Annotated in this window: 17 protein-coding genes; 3 read left to right on the top strand and 14 right to left on the bottom strand. The window is 34.1% G+C overall.

Translation table 11 applies throughout. The features are described from left to right. Positions 1-16: 16 nt before the first annotated feature. The 13 genes from pgl to RTY06_RS14275 all read right to left on the bottom strand — a co-directional run bounded on the left by pgl (position 17) and on the right by RTY06_RS14275 (position 17,587). The gene (gene pgl / locus RTY06_RS14335) at positions 17-727 is read right to left on the bottom strand and encodes a 6-phosphogluconolactonase (protein ID WP_312825662.1); all 711 of its coding nucleotides are present in this window, start codon (positions 725-727) and stop codon (positions 17-19) included. Between the two features lie 15 nt (positions 728-742). After that, a complete protein-coding gene (zwf, locus tag RTY06_RS14330) occupies positions 743-2,224 on the bottom strand; it encodes a glucose-6-phosphate dehydrogenase (RefSeq protein WP_312825661.1) in 1,482 nt (493 codons plus the stop codon). Positions 2,225-2,236: 12 nt separating this feature from the next. Next, positions 2,237-3,655 (bottom strand): NADP-dependent phosphogluconate dehydrogenase, encoded by a 1,419-nt coding sequence (gene gndA / locus RTY06_RS14325; RefSeq protein WP_312825660.1) that lies wholly within the window; start codon positions 3,653-3,655, stop codon positions 2,237-2,239. Positions 3,656-4,013: 358 nt separating this feature from the next. Beyond that, complete coding sequence (gene gcvP, locus RTY06_RS14320) at positions 4,014-6,872, bottom strand: aminomethyl-transferring glycine dehydrogenase (protein WP_312825659.1); 2,859 nt, start codon at positions 6,870-6,872, stop codon at positions 4,014-4,016. A 103-nt stretch (positions 6,873-6,975) separates the two neighbouring features. Beyond that, positions 6,976-8,742: a long-chain fatty acid--CoA ligase gene (locus tag RTY06_RS14315; RefSeq protein ID WP_312825658.1), complete on the bottom strand. Its 1,767-nt coding sequence runs from the start codon at positions 8,740-8,742 to the stop codon at positions 6,976-6,978. Positions 8,743-8,843: 101 nt separating this feature from the next. Further along, positions 8,844-9,848: an NAD-dependent epimerase/dehydratase family protein gene (locus RTY06_RS14310; protein ID WP_312825657.1), complete on the bottom strand. Its 1,005-nt coding sequence runs from the start codon at positions 9,846-9,848 to the stop codon at positions 8,844-8,846. Between the two features lie 120 nt (positions 9,849-9,968). Beyond that, on the bottom strand, positions 9,969-11,000 hold the full coding sequence (locus tag RTY06_RS14305; protein ID WP_312825656.1) for a phytase: 1,032 nt from the start codon (positions 10,998-11,000) through the stop codon (positions 9,969-9,971). Then, positions 11,000-13,831, bottom strand: coding sequence for a TonB-dependent receptor (locus tag RTY06_RS14300; RefSeq protein WP_312825655.1), 2,832 nt, complete (start codon positions 13,829-13,831; stop codon positions 11,000-11,002). The genes RTY06_RS14305 and RTY06_RS14300 overlap by 1 nt, the downstream gene beginning before the upstream one ends. A gap of 183 nt (positions 13,832-14,014) precedes the next feature. Next, positions 14,015-14,245: a hypothetical protein gene (locus RTY06_RS14295; protein ID WP_312825654.1), complete on the bottom strand. Its 231-nt coding sequence runs from the start codon at positions 14,243-14,245 to the stop codon at positions 14,015-14,017. Positions 14,246-14,363: 118 nt separating this feature from the next. Continuing rightward, on the bottom strand, positions 14,364-15,140 hold the full coding sequence (locus tag RTY06_RS14290) for an alpha/beta fold hydrolase (RefSeq protein WP_312825653.1): 777 nt from the start codon (positions 15,138-15,140) through the stop codon (positions 14,364-14,366). A gap of 16 nt (positions 15,141-15,156) precedes the next feature. After that, on the bottom strand, positions 15,157-15,876 hold the full coding sequence (locus RTY06_RS14285) for a pyridoxine 5'-phosphate synthase (protein WP_312825652.1): 720 nt from the start codon (positions 15,874-15,876) through the stop codon (positions 15,157-15,159). After that, on the bottom strand, positions 15,869-16,291 hold the full coding sequence (locus RTY06_RS14280) for a hypothetical protein (protein WP_312825651.1): 423 nt from the start codon (positions 16,289-16,291) through the stop codon (positions 15,869-15,871). The genes RTY06_RS14285 and RTY06_RS14280 overlap by 8 nt, the downstream gene beginning before the upstream one ends. Before the next feature lie 33 nt (positions 16,292-16,324). Next, positions 16,325-17,587, bottom strand: a complete 1,263-nt coding sequence (locus tag RTY06_RS14275) for a mechanosensitive ion channel domain-containing protein (protein WP_312825650.1) — start codon at positions 17,585-17,587, stop codon at positions 16,325-16,327. Between the two features lie 86 nt (positions 17,588-17,673). On the opposite strand from RTY06_RS14275, the gene RTY06_RS14270 reads away from it, so the two are divergent. Continuing rightward, the gene (locus RTY06_RS14270; protein WP_312825649.1) at positions 17,674-18,162 is read left to right on the top strand and encodes a DUF456 domain-containing protein; all 489 of its coding nucleotides are present in this window, start codon (positions 17,674-17,676) and stop codon (positions 18,160-18,162) included. Positions 18,163-18,170: 8 nt separating this feature from the next. Beyond that, positions 18,171-18,590, top strand: coding sequence for a hypothetical protein (locus tag RTY06_RS14265; RefSeq protein WP_312825648.1), 420 nt, complete (start codon positions 18,171-18,173; stop codon positions 18,588-18,590). A gap of 81 nt (positions 18,591-18,671) precedes the next feature. Here RTY06_RS14265 and RTY06_RS14260 read toward each other — a convergent pair whose 3' ends face one another. Beyond that, positions 18,672-19,316 carry a uracil-DNA glycosylase gene (locus RTY06_RS14260; RefSeq protein WP_312825647.1) on the bottom strand — a complete coding sequence of 215 codons (645 nt, stop codon included), beginning with the start codon at positions 19,314-19,316 and terminating at the stop codon, positions 18,672-18,674. 219 nt (positions 19,317-19,535) lie between these two features. Here RTY06_RS14260 and RTY06_RS14255 point away from each other — a divergent pair, with 219 nt between their 5' ends. After that, a complete protein-coding gene (locus RTY06_RS14255; protein ID WP_312825646.1) occupies positions 19,536-20,651 on the top strand; it encodes a lactonase family protein in 1,116 nt (371 codons plus the stop codon). Positions 20,652-20,675: the final 24 nt, after the last annotated feature.

The raw sequence follows: 20,675 nt of genomic DNA, 5'->3' as shown, positions 1-20,675 counted from the left end.
AATATAAATTTCACTTTTAACCTAGAGCTTTCTCATCCGTAAAAAACTGAAAACTGTCTTTTCTTTCAATCAGTTGAATTGGATATAGTTCGGGGTTATATTCTCCGTTCAAGACCTCATTCAAAGCATGCTTTTTAGATTCTCCGAAAGCTACAACCAAGATATTTTCAGCTTTATTAATGATTGGCTCTGTCAAAGTGATTCTGTACATTTCCTGAGGTTTCAGATAATAAGCATCTACCCATTTTTCTTTCTCGTGAAGAATTTTTTTACCTGGAAAAAGCGAAGCTGTATGTCCATCATCTCCCATTCCTAAAAGGATAAAATCGAAAACTCCTTCATTACCAAGAACTTTTCGGATTTGCGCTTCATATTCTTTAGCATAATCTTTAGGTTCAACTCCATCTTTATACATTGGAAAAACGTGATTTTCATCTACTGGAACTTTATCCAAAAGTGCTTCTAAAGTCATTTTAAAATTACTTTTCTCGTCAGCCAAAGAAACCCATCTTTCATCGACCCAGAAAAAATAAACCTTGCTCCACTCTATTTTATCAGCATATTCCTGAGTTGCCAACAAATTGAAAATCGCTTTGGGAGAAGAACCTCCGCTTAAAGCAACTACAAATTTATCGTGCTTTTGAATAGATTTTTCAGAAAGTTCAACAAACGTATCTGCTGCTTTTTTATATAATGTATCTAAATTATCAAATACTGTAATATTCATTTTTATAGTTTTGAATTAAACCCATTGGTGACCTTGTCTTGCAACCAAAGCATTACTTTCTTCTGGCCCCCAACTTCCTGCTTCATAATTTGGGAATGAAGCATCTTTGCGACTTTGCCAAGTTTCTTGGATGGTTTTCATCACATCCCAAGCTTCTTCTACCTGATCCGAACGCATAAATAAAGTTAAATCTCCCAAAAGTGCTTCCAATAGTAATGTTTCATAAGCTTCTGGACTATTTTCCTGACAAGCAAAATCATTAAAAACCATTTCTACAGGTTTCAATTCCAAAGAAAGTCCAGGCTTCTTTGACATAAACTGAAGTCTGATATCCATGGACGGTTGAATATTGATAATCAATCTATTGGCAGATAATTGAGACGGACCATCAGAAAATGTAGAATGCGGAAGTTCTTTAAACTGAATCGTAATGTAAGAATGTTTTTCCTTCATTTTTTTACCCGTTCTAACATAGAAAGGCGTATTCTGCCATCTTTCATTGTCTAGATAGAATTTTATTGCTGCGAAAGTTTCTGTATTAGAATCACTTGCAACACCTTCTTCTTCTCGATAAGCTTTAGCTTCAACTCCATTGATTTTCCCTTTTCCATATTGTCCTCTCACAGCATAATGGTCAACTTTTTCTGGTGTAATTCTTCGAATGGATTTTAGAACCTCAACTTTTTTGTCTCTTATCTCGCTAGATTCCAAAGAGGCAGGTGCTTCCATAGAAACCATACAAAGGATTTGCAACAAATGATTCTGAATCATATCCCGAAGCGCTCCAGTCTGTTCATAGAAAGCCGCTCTAGTCTCTACTCCAACTTCTTCTGCAACAGTGATTTGAATAGATTCTATATGTCTATGATTCCACAAAGGTTCAAAAATCGAGTTTCCAAATCTAAATGCCAGAATATTCTGAACCGTTTCTTTTCCTAGATAATGGTCAATACGATAGATTTGCTCTTCTTCAAAAGTTTGAGAAAGCAGATTATTAAGTTCAATCGCAGATGCTTTGTCGTGACCAAAAGGTTTCTCGATGATGATTCTGTCTTTTTTTGGATCAGAAGCAATGGAAGCATTTTTCATATGACCAGAAATAGCCGAGACAAAATTAGGTGCAATCGACAAATAGAAAAGTCTGTTTGCTCTTGTTTCATAAACTTTATCAAAATCTTCTAATTTCTGATTCAAAGCTTTATAAGAATTTACTTCATCTAACTGATGTCGGAAATAAATAATATGGGATTGGAAAGCTTCCCATTCTTCAGAAGTTACCTTTTTTCGAGAGAAGTTTTCCAGATTTTCTTTGATGTAATTTCTGAAATTTTCATCATCATTTTCCGCTCTACCCAAAGCTATAATATTGAAATCTTTAGGCATTCTGCCATCAATAAACAAATTATAAAAAGCCGGAAATAATTTTCTTTTTGCCAAATCTCCTGTTGCCCCAAAAATCACAATTGTTGTTGGGGTCAAAGTTTCTTTTTCGCTCATTTTTTCCGAATTTTAATTGTTTTCACTATTCCAAGAAGTGTGGAAAACGCCTTCTCTATCAACTCTTTGATAAGTATGTGCTCCAAAATAATCACGTTGTGCCTGAAGGAGATTCACCGGTAAAGATTCTGTAGTGTAAGCGTCAAAATAGCCTAAAGCAGTTTGAATACCTAAACTCGGAATTCCATTCAAAACAGCATAAGAAGACGTTTTTCTTAATGAAGAAATTTTGTCTTTAACGATTTCAGAAATTCCTTCATTTAATAAAATATTAGACAAATTTTCTTCCTGAGAATAAGCCTGATAGAATTTCTCCAACAAAACAGAACGAATAATACATCCACCTCTCCAGATTTTCACAACATCTTTCAAAGGAATTTCAAACTGATATTCTTCAGAAGCTTTTACCAATAACGCCAAACCTTGAGCATAGCTGATTAAAGTAGATAAATAAAGTGCATCACCAACTTCTTTGATGAATAATTCTGTATTTTCCTGCTTTGATATTTCTTCTTTAGAATATAATTGAGAAGCTTTAATTCTCTCTTCTTTATAAGATGATAAAATTCTTGAAGTCACCGCAATATCAATTGTTGGAATAGAAACTCCGATTTCCATAGCTTGTTCGGAAGTCCATTTTCCGGTTCCTTTAGCTCCGGCTTTATCTAGGATTTTATCAACAAGATAACCGTCTGTCAAATCATCTTTTTGTTTGAAAATATCTCTAGTGATTTCAATTAAGAATGAGTTCATCTCGCCTTCATTCCACGTTTTGAAAACTTCGTATAACTGATCATTATTAAGATTTGCTCCTTTTCTCAACAAGTCATAAGCTTCAGTTATGAGTTGCATAATCGCATATTCGATGCCGTTGTGAACCATTTTTACGTAGTTTCCGGCAGAACCTTTTCCCATATAAGCGGTACAAGCTTCGCCATCAACTTTTGCAGAAATCGCTTCCAACATTGGTTGAAGCAGATTGAAAGCTTCCAAATCTCCTCCAGGCATTATACTAGGACCTCTTCTAGCACCTTGCTCACCACCGGAAACTCCCATTCCCATAAAATGTAGATTTTTCGATGCTAAATCGGCAACACGTCTATTGGTATCAGCGAAATAAGAATTACCTGCATCAATTACAATATCTCCTTTATCTAAAAGTGGCGTAATATTTCCTAAAACCGCATCAACAGGTTTTCCTGCGGGAACCATTAGAATTATTTTTCTCGGACTTTCCAATACAGATACAAATTCTTCCAAAGAAGCTGTTCCCAGAACAGTTGTTCCTTCGGTAGCACCGTTGTGAAGTTCTTTTACTTTTTCTTCATCAAGGTCAAATCCTGTAACTGAAAAGTTGTTGTCTGCTATATTATAAAGAAGATTTCTTCCCATTACTCCGAGGCCAATTACCCCGTAATTGTATTTTTTCATTTTTAAATTAGATTAAATTCAAGGAATAAATTTACGGAAATGCCAAGCAGGAAAAAAATTATCTATACAATTGTTTTAATTCTTTCCATAGTTTTAATCCATAAATAAACTTTAAATCTTTAATTAATACGACTTTCAATTAATAATCTAAAACTGATAATTACATATACAAAATCGCAAACTATAATTTTCTTAAAGAATTAGAAAAGTAAAAACTAATTGACAACTTAAAATATAATTGCTAAAAAAAACTATAGCCAAATTCGTACACAATAAAAAAGAGGCTATCTCAAAAGGACAGCCTCTTTCTTTTATATAATCAATGAATTATAATTCATAACTCATCATTAATAACTAATTACATATATGCTTCAATCGGTTCACAAGTACAAACCAAGTTTCTGTCGCCATAAGCTTCATCTACTCTTGCAACAGTCGCGAAGAACTTGTGCGTTCTCACCCATTCCAATGGATAAGCTGCTTTCTCTCTTCCGTAAGGTTTATCCCAATTGTCAGAGATTACCAGTTGCTCTGTGTGAGGCGCGTTTTTAAGAACGTTGTTTGTTGCATCTGCTTCTCCATTAGCAATTTCATCAATTTCATTTTTGATACTGATTAATGCTTCTGCAAAACGCTCGATTTCTTCTTTGCTTTCAGATTCAGTTGGTTCAATCATCAATGTTCCGGCTACAGGGAAACTCACTGTTGGAGCATGGAAACCATAATCCATTAATCTTTTCGCAACATCAGCAACCTCAATTCCCAAAGACTTGAACTGACGGAAGTCTACGATACACTCGTGTGCTACTCTGCCATTCGCATTGGCGTAAAGAATTGGGAAATGTTCTGCCAATAATTCTTTAAGATAATTAGCATTAAGAATCGCATACTCAGTAGCTTTTTTCAAACCGGAAGTTCCTAATAATTTGATATAAGCATAAGAGATATTAAGAATCAAACCTGAACCATAAGGCGCAGCAGAGATACCTTCAATTGCATCTTTTGTTCCTACCGGAATATTGGCATTCGTTGGAAGGAATGGAACCAAATGTTCAGCCACACAGATTGGTCCCACACCAGGACCACCACCACCGTGAGGAATTGCAAATGTTTTGTGAAGATTTAAGTGACAAACGTCTGCTCCGATATTACCCGGACTTGTGAATCCAACCTGAGCATTCATATTCGCACCGTCCATATACACTTGTCCTCCGTGTTCGTGGATTAGTTTGGTAATTTCTTTGATATTCGCATCGAAGAATCCGTAAGTCGACGGATAAGTAATCATCACACAAGACAAATTTTCAGAATGCTGTTCTGTCTTCGCTTTCAAATCCTCAAAATCGATTTCTCCATTTTCAAGATTCTTCACAACTACAATCTTCATTCCTGCCATTGCAGCAGAAGCAGGATTGGTTCCGTGCGCAGACTGCGGAATCAACACGATATTTCTGTGACCTTCTCCTCTATTTTTATGATATTCGCGGATAACCATTAGTCCTGCATATTCACCTTGCGCGCCTGAATTTGGCTGTAGTGATGTTCCTGCAAATCCTGTAATTTCAGCTAAATCTTTTTCAAGCTGTTTTATCATTTCCTGATAACCTCCTGCCTGTTCTGTTGGGATAAATGGATGGATACTTCCCCATTCTGCCCAAGACAAAGGAATCATCTGCGTTGCAGCATTCAGTTTCATTGTACAAGAACCCAAAGAAATCATCGAGTGTGTCAAAGACAAATCTTTTCTTTCCAAACGCTTGATATAACGCATCAATTCAGTCTCAGTATGATATTTGTTGAAAACTTCTTCTTTAAGAATTTCATCTGTTCTCAGCAATTCAGCAGGAATCGAATATTCTTCTTTAAGTGTCAGTTTATAACCTTGTTTAGCTTTGAATTGAGCAAAAGCTTCAACCAATCTATTTAGTTTTTCAACAGTAGTCGTTTCATTAATTGATATACTTACAATCCCTTGAGAGAAATAATTAAGATTAATTTTCTGGTCTCTCATCTTCATTCTCAAAGAAGTCTTCTCTTCCTCGTGAAGTCTGAATTTCACTGTATCGAAAACAGGCTCATCAACAATATCATAACCTAAAATCCTCAAAGCATCTGCTAAAGCATTAGTTTTATAATGGATTTGGTCAGCGATAAAATTAAGACCTTTTGGACCGTGATAAACAGCGTACATTCCAGCCATTACAGCCAAAAGAACCTGCGCTGTACAGATGTTAGAAGTTGCTCTTTCTCTTTTGATATGCTGTTCTCTGGTTTGAAGTGCCATTCTCAATGCACGTTTCCCGTACATATCCTGAGAAACACCGATAATTCTACCAGGAATATCTCTTTTATAATCGTCTTTACAAGCAAAAAACGCAGCGTGAGGACCTCCATATCCAATCGGAATACCGAATCTCTGAGTCGTTCCAACAGCACAATCTGCACCCATTGAAGCAGGAGATTTCAGTTTAACCAAAGACATCGGGTCACAAGCTACAACCACCTGCAAATCGAATCCTTTTACTGAAGTAATGAATTCTGTATAGTCCAGAACGATTCCGTTTTTACCAGGATATTGCAACAATACACCATAATAAGAATCATTGAACTGATGTATTGCGTGATTTCCTACAATAATATCAATTCCAAGACCTTCTGCTTTGGTTTTAAGAACAGAAATCGTTTGTGGTAAAACTAAGTCAGAAACAAAGAACTTAATCGCGTTGTTTTTCTTTTGGTCTTTTGTTCTATTGTTGAAGAACATATGCATTGCTTCCGCAGCAGCCGTAGATTCATCCAAAAGTGAAGCATTAGCCATTGTAAAACCTGTAAGGTCGCAAACCACAGTCTGGAAATTAAGAAGTGCTTCTAATCTACCTTGTGCAATCTCTGCCTGATAAGGTGTATAAGCCGTGTACCAGCTTGGGTTTTCAAGAATATTTCTTTGGATTGGTGAAGGCAAAATCGTGTTGTTATACCCGAAACCGATGTAGGTATCAAAATCGACATTTTTGGATGCCAATTCTTTGGAGTGAAGCAACATTTCGTACTCAGAAAGTGGCTCAGAAAGCTCCAAATCTTTCTCTAGTCTGATACTGTCCGGAATGGTTTGAGAAATGAGTTCATCGATACTGTTAACCCCGATTTTGTTTAGCATTTCCGCTTTATCAGCTTCATTGAGGCTGATGTGACGGTTTACAAATTGCTGTGTGTTCATTATATACTTTAGAAAATTAGATTTTAATAAAATTGGTTTGTAAATTTAGTGAATTTTGTAAAAATAAAAAATCCCCTTTTGCACAGAGATTTTATATTTGAACTTATTCGTGATGATACATTGAGTCTATAAGACTTTTGTATTTTTGGATAACAATGTTTCTTTTGATTTTAAGAGTCGGTGTGACTTCTCCACTTGCTATTTCGAAATCAGCAGGCATCAAAACAAACTTTTTGATTTTCTCAAACCCTGGCAAATCCTTCTGAATGTCATCGATTAATTGATGATAAAAAGAAAGCACTTTTTCATTTTTCACCACTTCTACCCAATTGGTAAATGTCACGCCAAGGCTTTTTATTTTCTCCATCATCGATTCGAAATTCGGGACAATAACTGCGGTCACATACGGTTTATCTTCCGCCACCAACATTATCTGATTGATGTAATTGTTATTAGAAAACATATTTTCAATTGGTTGTGGTGCGATATATTTCCCGTTGGAAGTTTTCATCAGGTCTTTGATTCTGTCTGTAATCACAAGGTTGCCTTCATCATCCATAAAACCGGCATCGCCTGTTTTCATCCAACCATTTTCATCAAAAACTTTCGCTGTTTCTTCCGGTTTGTTATAATAGCCTTTCATTAGACCACTTCCTTTCACTAGGATTTCGTCATTCTCTCCAATTTTGATTTGAGAATCTCCTAATAATTTCCCTGCAGTTCCGTATTTATATTTTGTAAACGGAAAAGCGGTGATTGTAGCTGTAGTCTCCGTCATCCCATAACCAACCGTGATATGAATTCCCATTGCATCAAAAAACTGTGTCACTTCTGCAGAAATAGAAGCACCTCCACAAGGCATAAACCAAAGTTTACCGCCTAGTTTTTTCTTCACTTTATTAAAGACTAAAGCATTGGCCAATTTATTTTTAAGACTAAGTCCAAAAGGAATACTTTGATTCAATCGTTTTTTCTCAGAAAATAAACTTCCGTTTTCAATCGCCCAACTGAAGATTTTCTTTTTAGAATCTGAACCAGAGTTTACCATTTCGTTCAGTCCGGCATAGATTTTCTGATAGAATCTTGGAACAGAACACATCATTGTCGGTTTCACTTCGGTCAATGCAGATGCAATCAGTTTTGGATTTTCCAAGAAACTGACTTTTGCTCCAAAATGTAAACAAAGTAATGTCCAACTTCTCTCGAAAACGTGTGTCAAAGGTAAAAATGCCAAAGAATGTTCATCTTCAAAACGTTTGAATTTGAAAAATTCCATATGTGCATCAAACGCTTTTAAGAAATTGGAATGTGTAATCATCACACCTTTCGGAACGCCTGTTGTTCCTGATGTGTAAATCAATGTTGCTAAATCATCATCTTCTCTTTCAACAATTTCCAAATCTTCAGATGCAGACTCGATAAAAGTTTCTAAATAGGACGAATTCTCTTTTAACTTGATATATTTTTTAGTAATGATAATCTGTTTGAGAGGCAAACCTTTGTTCAAAAGATTTAGGCAGACATTATATTGTTCCTGATTTCCTGCAAAAATAATTTCTGCTCCAGAATCCTTGATAATATATTCAACTTGGTCTTCACCATTAGTCGAATAAACAGGAACTGTAACCGCACCAATCGCCATAATTGCCAAATCAAAAATAATCCACTCAGCAGAATTATCAGCGTAAATAGAGACTTTGTCGTTCTCTTTTACGCCACTTGCTCTAAGTGCGTTGGCAGTTTTAAAGACTAATCTTTTGAGTTGATACCAGCCAAGCTCTTTCCATTCGTGGTCTTTTTTGAAACCTAAAGCTGGTTTTGTGGGATATAGGTTAACGTTTTTTTGAAGAAAACTAGTAACGTTGCTCATTAATGATAATTAATAAAGATGAAAGATAATACATATGAGATAATAGACTTACAATCATACTGTTTTATTGATGAATATTATATCTTTAATTTTCATATAATTTATTTTTTTAGAGATTCCATATAATTTTTGAGATGGAAATCTATGCTTTCAGAAACCGGAATAAACTGGTAATTCAGGAATTCTGTGATTTTTTGATTAGAAACTTTGGAGTCAGTTCTTACCGTTTCGATGTTATTTTTACTCAATAATTTCAGAATCGGAAATAACCACCCGAAAAGTAAAGAAATAATCGGTAAAACTTTATAAATAAATTCAGGAACCAATTTAGCTTTTGGTTTTCCAAGCGCAGTTCTTACTTTATCAGAAACTAAACGGAATTTTTCGTTTTCAGAGATGATAATAAAACGTTCTCCAAAAGCATTTTTGTCCATCAATTCGACAGCGATTTTCGCAACATCTCTTACATCTACATAAGCCGTTCCACCAGGAAAAGTTCTGGAATGAGACGACTTTTTGAATAAATCACCACTGCTATTTCCCCAATTTCCAGTTCCAATAATGACACCTGGATTGATGATAATGCTTGGTAAACCTTCGTAATGTGCGCGCCAAACTTCCATTTCGGAAAGGTGTTTTGAAATGGCATAAGAAGAATGTTCTAGTTTTTCATTAAAATCAGAATTTTCATCCATCATTCCATTCTCGTTGAAACCATCTAAGACAGCTATAGAACTTACGAAAAGAAACTTTTTGACTAATGAATTTTCTACGGCAAAAAGAAGATTCTTGGTTCCTTCTATATTGGTTTTATAAAGGTTTTTATCATCTTTTGGATTGAAACTGACAACTGCGGCGCAATGATAAACTTCTTCGATTCCTTCTAAAGCATTTTCTAAAGATTCGATGGAATCAAAATCGGTGTCAATCCATTGAATTTTATCGAAATAAAAATCGGGCTGGTCTGTATAAAATTGGTAAGAATCTTTGACTTCTTTTAAGTTGCTGGACTTTCTTTTAGTCGCACGAACAGTTTTGCCTTTTTTCAACAATTCGAGAGTGATAACTCTGCCTAAAATTCCTGTTGCACCTGTGACTAAAACCATATGTGCAAATATAGCGAAATTGTAGATTTATGAAATGATTTTTAATCACATAAAATAAGAAATGCTGCATTATTTACCAATGCAGCTTTTGTAAAAGAATTTCAGATAATCCTCTTGTTTTTATTTTTTATTTTGTTGTGCTAAAATAAGAGCTTCTATATCTCTCCAATCATAGATATGAAAAACTTTTCCGTTACTCATTGCTACAAACATACCTTTAGGAAAATCTGGTCCAAAATTAACATTAGTAACATCCGATCCGTCACTTTCTTTAGTAGAAACTGGTATGATAGCAATCCTTTGGTATGTATTTTCATTAGTATCTCCTTCTCGTCTATAGACATTAAAAGTATTGGCTTGCTGATCTGAGACCAAAATATAACCTGTTTTCTCACCTGTTGGATAAATAGAAATCCCTTCGATATCTGATTTGAAATCATTGGTACCAAATAAAGCTAATTGTTCATTAGAAGCTGATGGATCTGCATTATATTTATGAATCCCGTATTGTTCATCAGAATAATATATTACTCCCAAAGCATCATCTACTGCAATAGATTCTATTTCTTTTTTACCTGAGTATTCGCCAAACTTACGAGCGAGCTCTCCAATTACTTGTCCACTACCATTATCTTTCAGTAAATATTGATACAAATATGAGCCAGAAGGTCCTGTTTTTCTCCCAACAACTGCATAAATTTGTTGTGTTGCAAGGTTTTTATATAATGCAATACCCATTGGACTTTTTTGATCGCTATCTTCGAAAACAGAAATCCCTCCGTTATCTATTGGTTTTAGATCTGGTACCGAAAAAACACGTATTTTGTTAGTTTCGCGCTCTGTAAATACAGCGATATCCATTTTTTTACCACCTACTTCTAATCCATATTCTACATCAATGTTGTTGGGACGTTGTATTCCCAAGACTTTATTTACAATCTTACCTTTTAAATCGTAAACATAAATCCCCCCATTGGTTTCTTTGTCTGTACCTAAAATTAAACTTTTGGAGGCATCGTGTGGATTAATCCAAAATGCGGGATCATCTGTATCAAATTGAACTTTTTGTGTTTTATAAACTGGTTTAACCTTCATAGATGTACATTGTACCATCAAAAAAGAAACCGAAGCTATCCATAATATCTTTTTCATTAAAAATCGAATTTTAGTCCTACGTTGTATCTTGGTTTATAATATTCCATTTGCATTGTTCTGTTCTTTTCGCCTTGGTAATATCTTAATGGTTGATTGGTAAGATTATTAGCTTCAACAAAGAATCTTATTTTTTCTGTAATGGCATAAGATACGTTAGCGTCTAAGAAGGTTTGTTTATCATAGTAACGATCATCAAAAGCAACACCTCCAATCTCATCTAAATAAGAAGCTGTATAGTTAAGCGACACACGCGCAGAGAATCTTTTGTTTTCCCAAGATAAGGACGAGTTAAACATATGTGGTGCTGTTCCTGGCAACATAAGACCTTCTCTTTGTACATCATCTCCTACCATACCTTTAGCTTTGGAATGTGTATAAGTATAATTGGCATAAATCCCAAAATGACTAAGAAAACCAGGTAGAAAATCTAGTTGTCTCTGCAAAGCAACTTCAAAACCATAAACGTCTACACTTTGTCCGTTTCTGGCTTGTGAAAATACGTAGGTGTTATCTGCTCCCAAATCATTAGCAAGATCAGGAAACTGTTGTGTAAACTTGTCTCTTGTAAAATTTTGATCGATGTAATTAAAGATAAATTTATTAATCTTTTTGTAAAAACCACCAACTGATATTAATCCCACTGATTTGAAATAGTACTCTCCCATTACATCGAAATTATGAGCATAAGAAGCTTTCAAATCTGGATTACCTGCATCTATTTGTGCATCTTCTCCTGGTGTAATATTCACAAATGGAGACAAATTGTAATACCCTGGTCTTGCCAAAGAAGTTGTATAAGCAGCCCTAAGAACCATATCATCTGTTGGCGTATACTTGAAGGTAATGCTTGGTAAATAATTGGTGTAGTCGTTTTTGATTTTTCTCTCACCTTCTAACATTACATCATCATCTTCGGTTTTGGTGATATTACCAGTATACTCTGTGTGGGTATTTTCTAAACGAAGACCTGCTATGAAAGAAAAATTATCCGTAATATTTTGGTCCCAACGGATATATCCAGCATAGATTTGTTCTTTGGCTTTGTAATTTACCCCGAGATATTCTGCAGGATTACTTTCTGAAGAAAACATTCCTGTATTGTATAAATCCAAATTGCCTAATAATTGTTTTGATGCAAAATATCCTGGGATATACTTGCTACTTGGAGACCAATTTTTACCATCCCAATAGACTGGATTAATTTTATCCATAGTGGCTAAGCTAGTGTTAGCTTCGGTTGGAGTATAGTCATTAAAACTGTTCTCTCTTTCTTTTTGTTTGATTCTTGTTTTTGCTCCAAATCTCAATCTGCCTTTTTGCTCTGATATAATATTAAGCGGAATTCTAAGATCTACTTTCCCCGTAATCTCATCTTCAAAAGTATGACCAAACTGCTCCGTAAGTGTTCGGAATTTATAGGATTTGAGTGTAGGTTCTGTTGTTGGCGTTAGTAATGGTTCTTTCTCACTATCATAACCAGAAAGTGCTACTCCCTTTGACTGATAATCTATATAACGTTCATTAGGACGGTCTTCGGACGCTCGTGAATAACCTCCAGACCAATTTAATTGTACCTGAGAACCCAACAAATGCTCACCATTGATAAAATAGTTTTGCATGATTTGGCGTTCTAACCTTGCCGCTTTACTTTTATCAGTATCTATACCACCTTTGGTTTGTGCTCTAAGATCGGCTTTGTAACCAGTAATAAGACTTTCATCTGTTTTGTCGTAGATAGGTGTAACTTTATTAAATCTCAGTCTATATCTATTTTCCCAATCGTCTCGCCAGTTATAAACAGCTCCAGCTTTGATGATATTTTTATCATTAATTTTAAAATCAAAATTAGCCCCTAAACTTTTACGCTCTCTTCTTACATCATATTTGCGAATATCCATCTCTCTGATATAAGCATTACCAAAATTATCTTGCGCCCAAACACCTTCTACATTATCTGACCCATAATCTTGATTATTATAAGAACCGTTGAAAACAAATCCAAATTTTTTACCAAAATAACGGTTACCATACATAAAAGCTGTATTGCTAGATACTTTATCTCTTATAGGATTATAACCACCAGCCGCGGTAAGAGACATTCTTTCTTTGTTAGGTGCAGTTCTTGTGATGAGATTTACGGAGCCTCCAATGGCGTCTGCATCCATATCTGGCGTTAAGGTTTTGTTAACTTCGATAAGTTGAATCATATCGGAAGGAATTAGATCCATCTGAACTCGTCTATTATCACCTTCTGCTGACGGAATTCTGTTTCCATTGAGAGTAACTGAGTTAAGTTCTGGAGCCAAACCTCTAATAATAATATTTCTGGCTTCACCTTGGTCATTTTGCATCGTAATCCCAGGTACTCGTTTTAAAGCATCTCCGATATTAGAATCTGGAAATTTCCCTACCTGATCAGACGAAACAATATTGGTGATATTAGAATTATTTTTCTGCGTGTTTAGGGCTCTAGCTTGGTTTTGTCTGCTAATACCAAGAAGCCGAACTTCTTTTATTGTAGTTGATTTATTTTTATCAAACAAAACATCTACGCTAGTATTATTCTCGGATTTCACAACTACTGTTGATTGCTGACTGCCATAACCAATATAATCTACTGTTAGCGTATAGGTTCCTTCTGGAACATTAAGGAAGACATAATCGCCTGTAGCATCAGAGATTGTGTAATAATTACCAGGTGTTAAAGTTAGTTTTGCACCAGGCAAAGGAATTTGGTTATTATCATTAATAATCCCAGAGATACTACCTTTTTGCGCAAACACAAAAACTGTTGCACAAAAAAGTACAGTTGTAATAAGCTTTTTCATTTAGATTTATTTGCGGACAAAAATAAGATTGCCCTCTTCTAAACTTATTAATACAACTTAAATCATATAATAATTCTATTAGAACTAAATATCAATAGGATTTAACAAATAATTTTCAATCAATTTATCTTTCATCTTGGATAAATTGATTGAAAAATTTACAAAATTTGCTGAGTGATCAAGTTAAATCTGTTTCTTTCTTTTGAAAATCTGAAGCAAAAGAAAACAATTCAAAACAGAATAAGCTAGAATTACACCAATGAAAAACCAAAAACTTCTACCTTCCAAAAACCATTCTCCATTTTCAGAAAACGAATCTCTGAGCACGAGAAACATTAGAACAATCAAAAACAGATTGATGACAACAGAAAAAATCAAAATGATTTTATAAATGGTTTCTTGGTATTTTTTCATTTAGGAATTACAAAGATACTTCAAAGTTTTTTATAATTTAAAACCACATAGACACATAGAGATGATTCTTTTCAGCTTAATTAGAATTTAAATCTATGTTTCTATGTGGTTAATATTCTTAATTATGTAAAAATTCTTTCACAGCCGCATTGAAATCAACAGGATTATTAGCCTGAACCCAATGTTCTGCATTTTTGATTTTGATGAGTTTGTAATTTGGAAATTGTTGTCTGATGAGAAACTCGTCTTGTGGAAGAATATAATTGGAATTAGCTCCAGCTATGAATAAAGTTGGACCATTGAAAACACCGAATTTAATTGCATTAGAAACAAACTCAGTATATTTTGCAGCCAAAGTTTCAAGATTGAATCTCCAAGCCAGTTTTTTATCCTCTGTCCAATACAGATTTTTCATCAAAAACTGAATCACAAACTTCTCGTGAATATATTCTCCAAGAACTTTTTCTACATCTTGACGAGATTCAACTGTTGAGAAATCAACCGTTTGAAGTGCTTTTATAATCCCTTGATGATGTGGCGGATATGCTTTTGGAGAAATATCAGCAACAATCAGTTTTTCAACTCTTTCAGGAAAATTAATGGCGAATTGCATCACTGCTTTTCCACCTAACGAATGTCCTAATAAATTAGCTTTTTGGATGTTGTGAGCATCAAGATAATTAAGAATATCATTCGCCAAATCGTCGTGCGACATAGAATCTGAATGAAAACTACGACCGTGATTCCTCAAATCCAACAAATGCGTTGGCATCAATTCTCCAAATTCTTTCCCAAAACTCCCCCAATTATCCAACATCCCGAACAATCCGTGAAAAACCAAAAGCGGTGTTTCTGTTCTTTCCTCTCCGTATATTTTTGAATGTAAAATTTCCATTAATAATAAAATATAATTACCATTTCGCCAATCTCTTAAGATAAGCCTGAACCGTATTTTCTAAACCAAGATAAAGCGCTTCCGAAATCAAAGCGTGACCAATAGAAACTTCCAAAAGATTTGGGATATTGTCTGAGAAATATTTTAAATTTTCTAAAGACAAATCGTGTCCGGCATTAATTCCTAAACCAAATTCACTCGCAACGACAGCAGTTTTGAAATAAGATTCCATTGCTAATTCTTTATTTTTAGGATAATTGGTTGCGTAAGCTTCTGTATAAAGTTCGATTCTGTCCGTTCCTGTTTCTGCTGCGAATTTCACCATTTCGGGATTTGGGTCAAGGAAAATTGAGGTTCTGATTCCTGCATTTTTGAATTCAGCGATAACAGATTTTAAGAAATCAAGATTCTTTTCGCAATCCCAGCCTGCGTTCGAAGTAATCGCATTATCAGCATCAGGAACCAAAGTTACTTGCTCAGGTTTCACTTCCAAAACCATATCAATAAAAGGTCTGTGAGGATTTCCTTCGATATTGAACTCCGTTTTTACCAAAGGTTTCAAATCGTAAACATCTTTTCTTGTGATATGTCTTTCGTCCGGTCTTGGATGAATGGTAATTCCCTGCGCTCCGAATCTTTCCAAATCCAAAGCAACTCCGGTTACACTTGGAACATCGCCTCCTCTGGCATTTCTTAATGTTGCAATTTTATTGATATTGACACTTAGTTTAGTCATTTCTTAATTTTATATTTGAAAAAATTTTAATTAATACAAAGGTAGCACATATTAGAAAAGGGATTGAACTAATCAAAGTAAATTTGGATAGTCCAGAATCAATAAAATCAAACGTAAAATAAATCAAATTTATAATCATAAAAATCACAGAAAAAATAATCAGCTTTAATTTAAAATGAGCTTTAACGAAAAAAGATGTTAATAATAAAATTTGAGGTATTATTGATAATATTGAAAAAGGTATAATTCTTTGGTCATAACTTCCAAGAAAATTAATTTCATAAGAGTTAGTAAAATTTGGAGAAAAAACTAAAAATTCAATCAAAATTAGTGGCCCAAATCCATGACCTGCTCCAATTAAAATCAAACAGTTTAAAATCAAAAGTATTGTTATATAGATTTTGATAGATTTCATTTAATAAAATTCTGAAATATCATAAAATCCATTCTATACCTTCAAACTTATTTGAGTAATTTCCAACTCAAATTCTTTGGAAGCCACCAAAAGATGGTCAAAAATATCGGCTTGGATTTGTTCAAAATTCTCCCAGTTAGAATCATTGGTAAAACAATAGATTTCCAAAGGCATTCCTTGCGGCGTGATTTCCATTTGGCGAACCATTACAGTTCCGGTTTGGTCTATATTGGGATTATTTTTGAGGTAATTGTAAGCATAGATTCTGAAAGTCCCGATGTTTGTCAACTGCTTTCCATTGATGATTTCGTCTGAGTTTTTCAAGGTACTTTTCTCCAAATCAATTTCTCTTTTCTTTTCAAGAAGATAATCTTCAATCAAATTAATTTTAAGTAATTCATTGAAAAGGTTGTCATCCAAAAACTTAAACGACTTAATATTGAAAACAATAGATTTTTTGATTCGTCGCGTATTGGTTTCAGACATCACCTGCATATTCTTGATTTCCGTTGTCAGCAAATCATATGTCGGGATTGTGGAAAGCGTTTTATCAAAGTTTCTGATTTTTGTCGTCAGCAAATCGATATCTTCAATATTTCCTTCTATCGAATATTTTGGAATAGCCACCCAATCTCCTACTTTAAGATTTTTAGAAGTAGCTACGTGAATTCCTGTTACAAAACCCAGAATTGTATCTCGAAAAACCAAAACCATAACTGCGGTTATTGCTCCCAAACTTCCCAAAACCGTTGTACTGCTGATACCGAATAATACACAAATTGCAATCACTCCAAAAATAAATCCTCCAAAAATCCTAACCGTTTGTGAGATAGAATTAATGGCGATTATCTTGTAATAATCCTTCTGTATCAGGTAATAATTCTGCAAAACTTTGATGAATCGGAAAGCCATATTGGCGATCACAAATACAATCAAAATCCCAATCAATCTTTCCAGAAAAACAAAACTTTTCGGATGTCTGTAAAAAATCGAAAACAAAGCATAATTCCCAAATCCTAAAGCCAAAATATTAGCCACAGAATTAGTCACTTTTGCTTTATAAATGGACTTCATCACAGGATATTTTTCCTTATCAAAAAAGAATCTGAAAACTAAATTGATTCCGTTTTTCAAAAGAAAAGAAACCAAATAAATAAGAAATATGAGAAGAAAAAACTTAAACGTAATCTGCATTGATAAAACAAACTCATCAGGAAAAAAATCTCTGCAGAAGAAATGAATTTCATCACTGATTTGTTGAAGAAAATCTTTATAATCTTTAAGTTCATTTTTCATTGAGAAGAATTATTTCACAAATTTAAGCATAAAAAAAATCTTTTGGCATTAGTTTGAATGTTGTATTTTTAAATAAATTTAAAATAATGGATTCTGTTTTTATCGACATTATCGCTTTGGTTCTACTTTTTGTAGGAATGTTAGGAACATTTTTACCGGTTTTGCCGGGATTACTATTGAGTATCTGCGGATTATTGATTTTCAAATTTGCGACAGAAAACGAGATGCCAATGATTTATGTATGGATTTTTGTTTTATTGACCATCATTTCAACAGTTCTGAATTATGTAATTCCTGCGAAAACCAACAAAAAATACGGAGGAACTCGCTACGGAAGTATCGGTTCTTTTGTCGGAACTATTCTTGGTTTGATTTTCATTCCGATTCCATTAGGATTCTTGATTGGAATGTTGCTAGGTGTTTTTATTGGAGAATTGTTGCACGATTTCAGTGATAAAAAGAAAGCTTTTAACTCGACAAAAGGCGCGCTTATTGGCTTTATTTATGGAACAGGATTCAATTTAATGGTTGGGCTGGCAATGTTTTTGGTTGTCGGTTATTATATTTTCTTTTAAATTTATAAATGATGAATTTCAAAACACTTTTATTCGCTCCAGTTGTATTATTGATAAGCAATTGCACAACACAATCTCAGGCTCAGACTTCCGAAAGTGGAAACAAAACTATTACAATCGGAATTAACAAAACAGCAAAAATTTCTAATTCCAAAATCAATTTGGAATTCAAAAACATTGTTGAAGACAGCCGTTGTCCTGTTGATGTGACTTGCGTTTGGGAAGGCATTGCAATTGTTGATGTGAAAGCCGACTCCGGAAAAGAAACAGAAGATTTCCAAGTTGCAACAAGAGATTTCCAACCGAAAAGCGCTACAAAATCATTTAGTTTCTCAGGATACAGATTTACATTAACAGATTTGAAACCTTATCCTGGTGGAAAAGAAGAAAGTGAATCTGTTACTCTTAAATATGAGAAAGAAGAATAATTTAGCTGATAGCTTTTGGTTGTTTGTTGATAGAATTTCCGAATCGAAAAATTCTAAAACACTCCCACTCTCAAACCCAAATCATCCCCAAACAATTTCCTCCTTCCCTTTATCTTTAAGATATTGATTGATTTTAGAAAACGGTTTGCTTCCATAAAAACCTCTGTAAACAGAAAACGGAGAAGGATGCGCAGACTGAATGATGAAATGTTTATTTTGATCTATCAATGCAGATTTTTTCTGAGCAAATGCGCCCCAAAGAACAAAAACCACATTTTTCTTTCTATCAGAGATTTGTTGAATCACATAATCTGTAAACGTTTCCCAGCCTAAACTTTTATGAGAATTTGGTTCGTGTGCTCTTACTGTTAAAGTCGCATTCAAAAGGAGAACGCCTTGTTTTGCCCAATCTTGTAAATCTTTGTTATTTCTTTCGATTCCGAGATCATCTTTTAATTCCGTGAAAATATTTTTAAGTGAAGGTGGCGCAGTTACACTTTCCGACACCGAGAAACAAAGTCCATTAGCCTGTCCGTCATTATGATAAGGGTCTTGACCAATAATTACAACTTCTACTTCATCAAATTCCGTCAGTTCCAAAGCACGGAAAATCTCATTTTTGGGAGGAAAACATTTCGTCGAATTAAATTCAACTTTTACTTTCTTCCAAAGATTTTCAAAATACTCACTTTCTTTGATTGGTTTCAAAACTTCATTCCAAGTCATTTCTGATATTTTTTACAAAATTAATTTTACAAATTGATTAAAGCAAATCATTAAGCCTTTTCATATTATTAAATTCTTTAATAAAATTAATATAAAGAAGGCTATTGAATTTTACCCCAAAATAAAGTTAATTTATCTTAAAAGGTCTTTGGCTTAATTTTTATTGTAATAAATTCGGGCAAAATTTAGCATTTATCTGTAAAATCAGCTCAAATCAGAATGAAAATCTGGAATAGTATTATTTTCTCAACAATTTTTATGGTTAATCATCTATCGGCGCAAAACACCATTATCGTTGGAACTTACACGAATAGTGAGAAGTGCAACAGCGGTGGAATTTATGTATTTGATTTTGATGAAAACACGTACAAATACAACCTAAAATATCACACAGAAAATATCATTAATCCAAGTTTCGTAAGCTTGAGTCCGGATAAAAAATTCTTGTTCTCAGTTAACGAAAATGGAGAAAAAAGTACGATTACATCATTCACTATTGATGAAACAAATGGAACTTTAATCAAAAAAGATGAAAGAAAAACGCAAGGCGAAGACCCTTGTTTTATTATTTCTGATGACCAAAATGTGATTGTCGCCAATTATTCCGGCGGAAGTATCAATGTTTTCAAAAGATATGCTGACGGAAAATTGTCTGATGTTTTTCAGAATATCAAATTCGAAGGTGTTGGCGTGAATCCTAAAAGACAGGAAAAGTCGCACATTCATCAGGTTCAGTTTTCTCCGGATGGTCAATATGTTTTGGCAACTGATTTAGGATTGGACAAAATCTATGTTTTTAAATATAACAAAACAAAAAATCAGGTTTTGGAAAAAGTTGGAGAATTTGATGCAAAAAAAGGTTCAGGGCCAAGACATCTTGCTTTTAATAAAAGTGGAAAATTGATTTATCTCGTGCAAGAACTGAGTGGTGATTTGTCGATTTTAAGTTTCAACGAAGGAAAAATTACATTAATCCAAGAAGAAACTTTATTGTCTAGAAAAGTGAGATTCAATTTCAGAGTTGCGGACATCCATTTATCTAACAACGAAAAGTTTCTTTATGTGACCAATCGTGACGATGCGGACGACATTACTACTTTCGAAATTCTTGAAGACGGAAAAGTGAAAAAAATTCAGCAAATCAAAACGACTGGTAGAAATCCACGAAATTTCATTATCAGCCCAAATAACAAGCTGGTTTTGATAGCCAATCAAGACACCAATAGAATCAATATTTTCAGTAGAGATTTAAAGTCGGGAGAACTGACTCCTACAAAGAAATCTATCCCTGTTTGTGCGCCTGTAAATGTTATTTTCTATGAAAAAGGAGAATAATTCATTTTAAATATAATATTTTAA

It is taken from the genome of Epilithonimonas sp., assembly GCF_032055105.1.
Taxonomy (GTDB): Bacteria; Bacteroidota; Bacteroidia; order Flavobacteriales; family Weeksellaceae; genus Epilithonimonas.
This window is presented reverse-complemented; position numbering and strand designations above follow the sequence as displayed.

Coding starts and splice junctions, on each gene's coding strand:
- pgl (WP_312825662.1), bottom strand. CDS start 727: ATGAATATTACAGTATTTGATAATTTAGATACATTATATAAAAAAGCA.
- zwf (WP_312825661.1), bottom strand. CDS start 2,224: ATGAGCGAAAAAGAAACTTTGACCCCAACAACAATTGTGATTTTTGGG.
- gndA (WP_312825660.1), bottom strand. CDS start 3,655: ATGAAAAAATACAATTACGGGGTAATTGGCCTCGGAGTAATGGGAAGA.
- gcvP (WP_312825659.1), bottom strand. CDS start 6,872: ATGAACACACAGCAATTTGTAAACCGTCACATCAGCCTCAATGAAGCT.
- RTY06_RS14315 (WP_312825658.1), bottom strand. CDS start 8,742: ATGAGCAACGTTACTAGTTTTCTTCAAAAAAACGTTAACCTATATCCC.
- RTY06_RS14310 (WP_312825657.1), bottom strand. CDS start 9,848: ATGGTTTTAGTCACAGGTGCAACAGGAATTTTAGGCAGAGTTATCACT.
- RTY06_RS14305 (WP_312825656.1), bottom strand. CDS start 11,000: ATGAAAAAGATATTATGGATAGCTTCGGTTTCTTTTTTGATGGTACAA.
- RTY06_RS14300 (WP_312825655.1), bottom strand. CDS start 13,831: ATGAAAAAGCTTATTACAACTGTACTTTTTTGTGCAACAGTTTTTGTG.
- RTY06_RS14295 (WP_312825654.1), bottom strand. CDS start 14,245: ATGAAAAAATACCAAGAAACCATTTATAAAATCATTTTGATTTTTTCT.
- RTY06_RS14290 (WP_312825653.1), bottom strand. CDS start 15,140: ATGGAAATTTTACATTCAAAAATATACGGAGAGGAAAGAACAGAAACA.
- RTY06_RS14285 (WP_312825652.1), bottom strand. CDS start 15,876: ATGACTAAACTAAGTGTCAATATCAATAAAATTGCAACATTAAGAAAT.
- RTY06_RS14280 (WP_312825651.1), bottom strand. CDS start 16,291: ATGAAATCTATCAAAATCTATATAACAATACTTTTGATTTTAAACTGT.
- RTY06_RS14275 (WP_312825650.1), bottom strand. CDS start 17,587: ATGAAAAATGAACTTAAAGATTATAAAGATTTTCTTCAACAAATCAGT.
- RTY06_RS14270 (WP_312825649.1), top strand. CDS start 17,674: ATGGATTCTGTTTTTATCGACATTATCGCTTTGGTTCTACTTTTTGTA.
- RTY06_RS14265 (WP_312825648.1), top strand. CDS start 18,171: ATGATGAATTTCAAAACACTTTTATTCGCTCCAGTTGTATTATTGATA.
- RTY06_RS14260 (WP_312825647.1), bottom strand. CDS start 19,316: ATGACTTGGAATGAAGTTTTGAAACCAATCAAAGAAAGTGAGTATTTT.
- RTY06_RS14255 (WP_312825646.1), top strand. CDS start 19,536: ATGAAAATCTGGAATAGTATTATTTTCTCAACAATTTTTATGGTTAAT.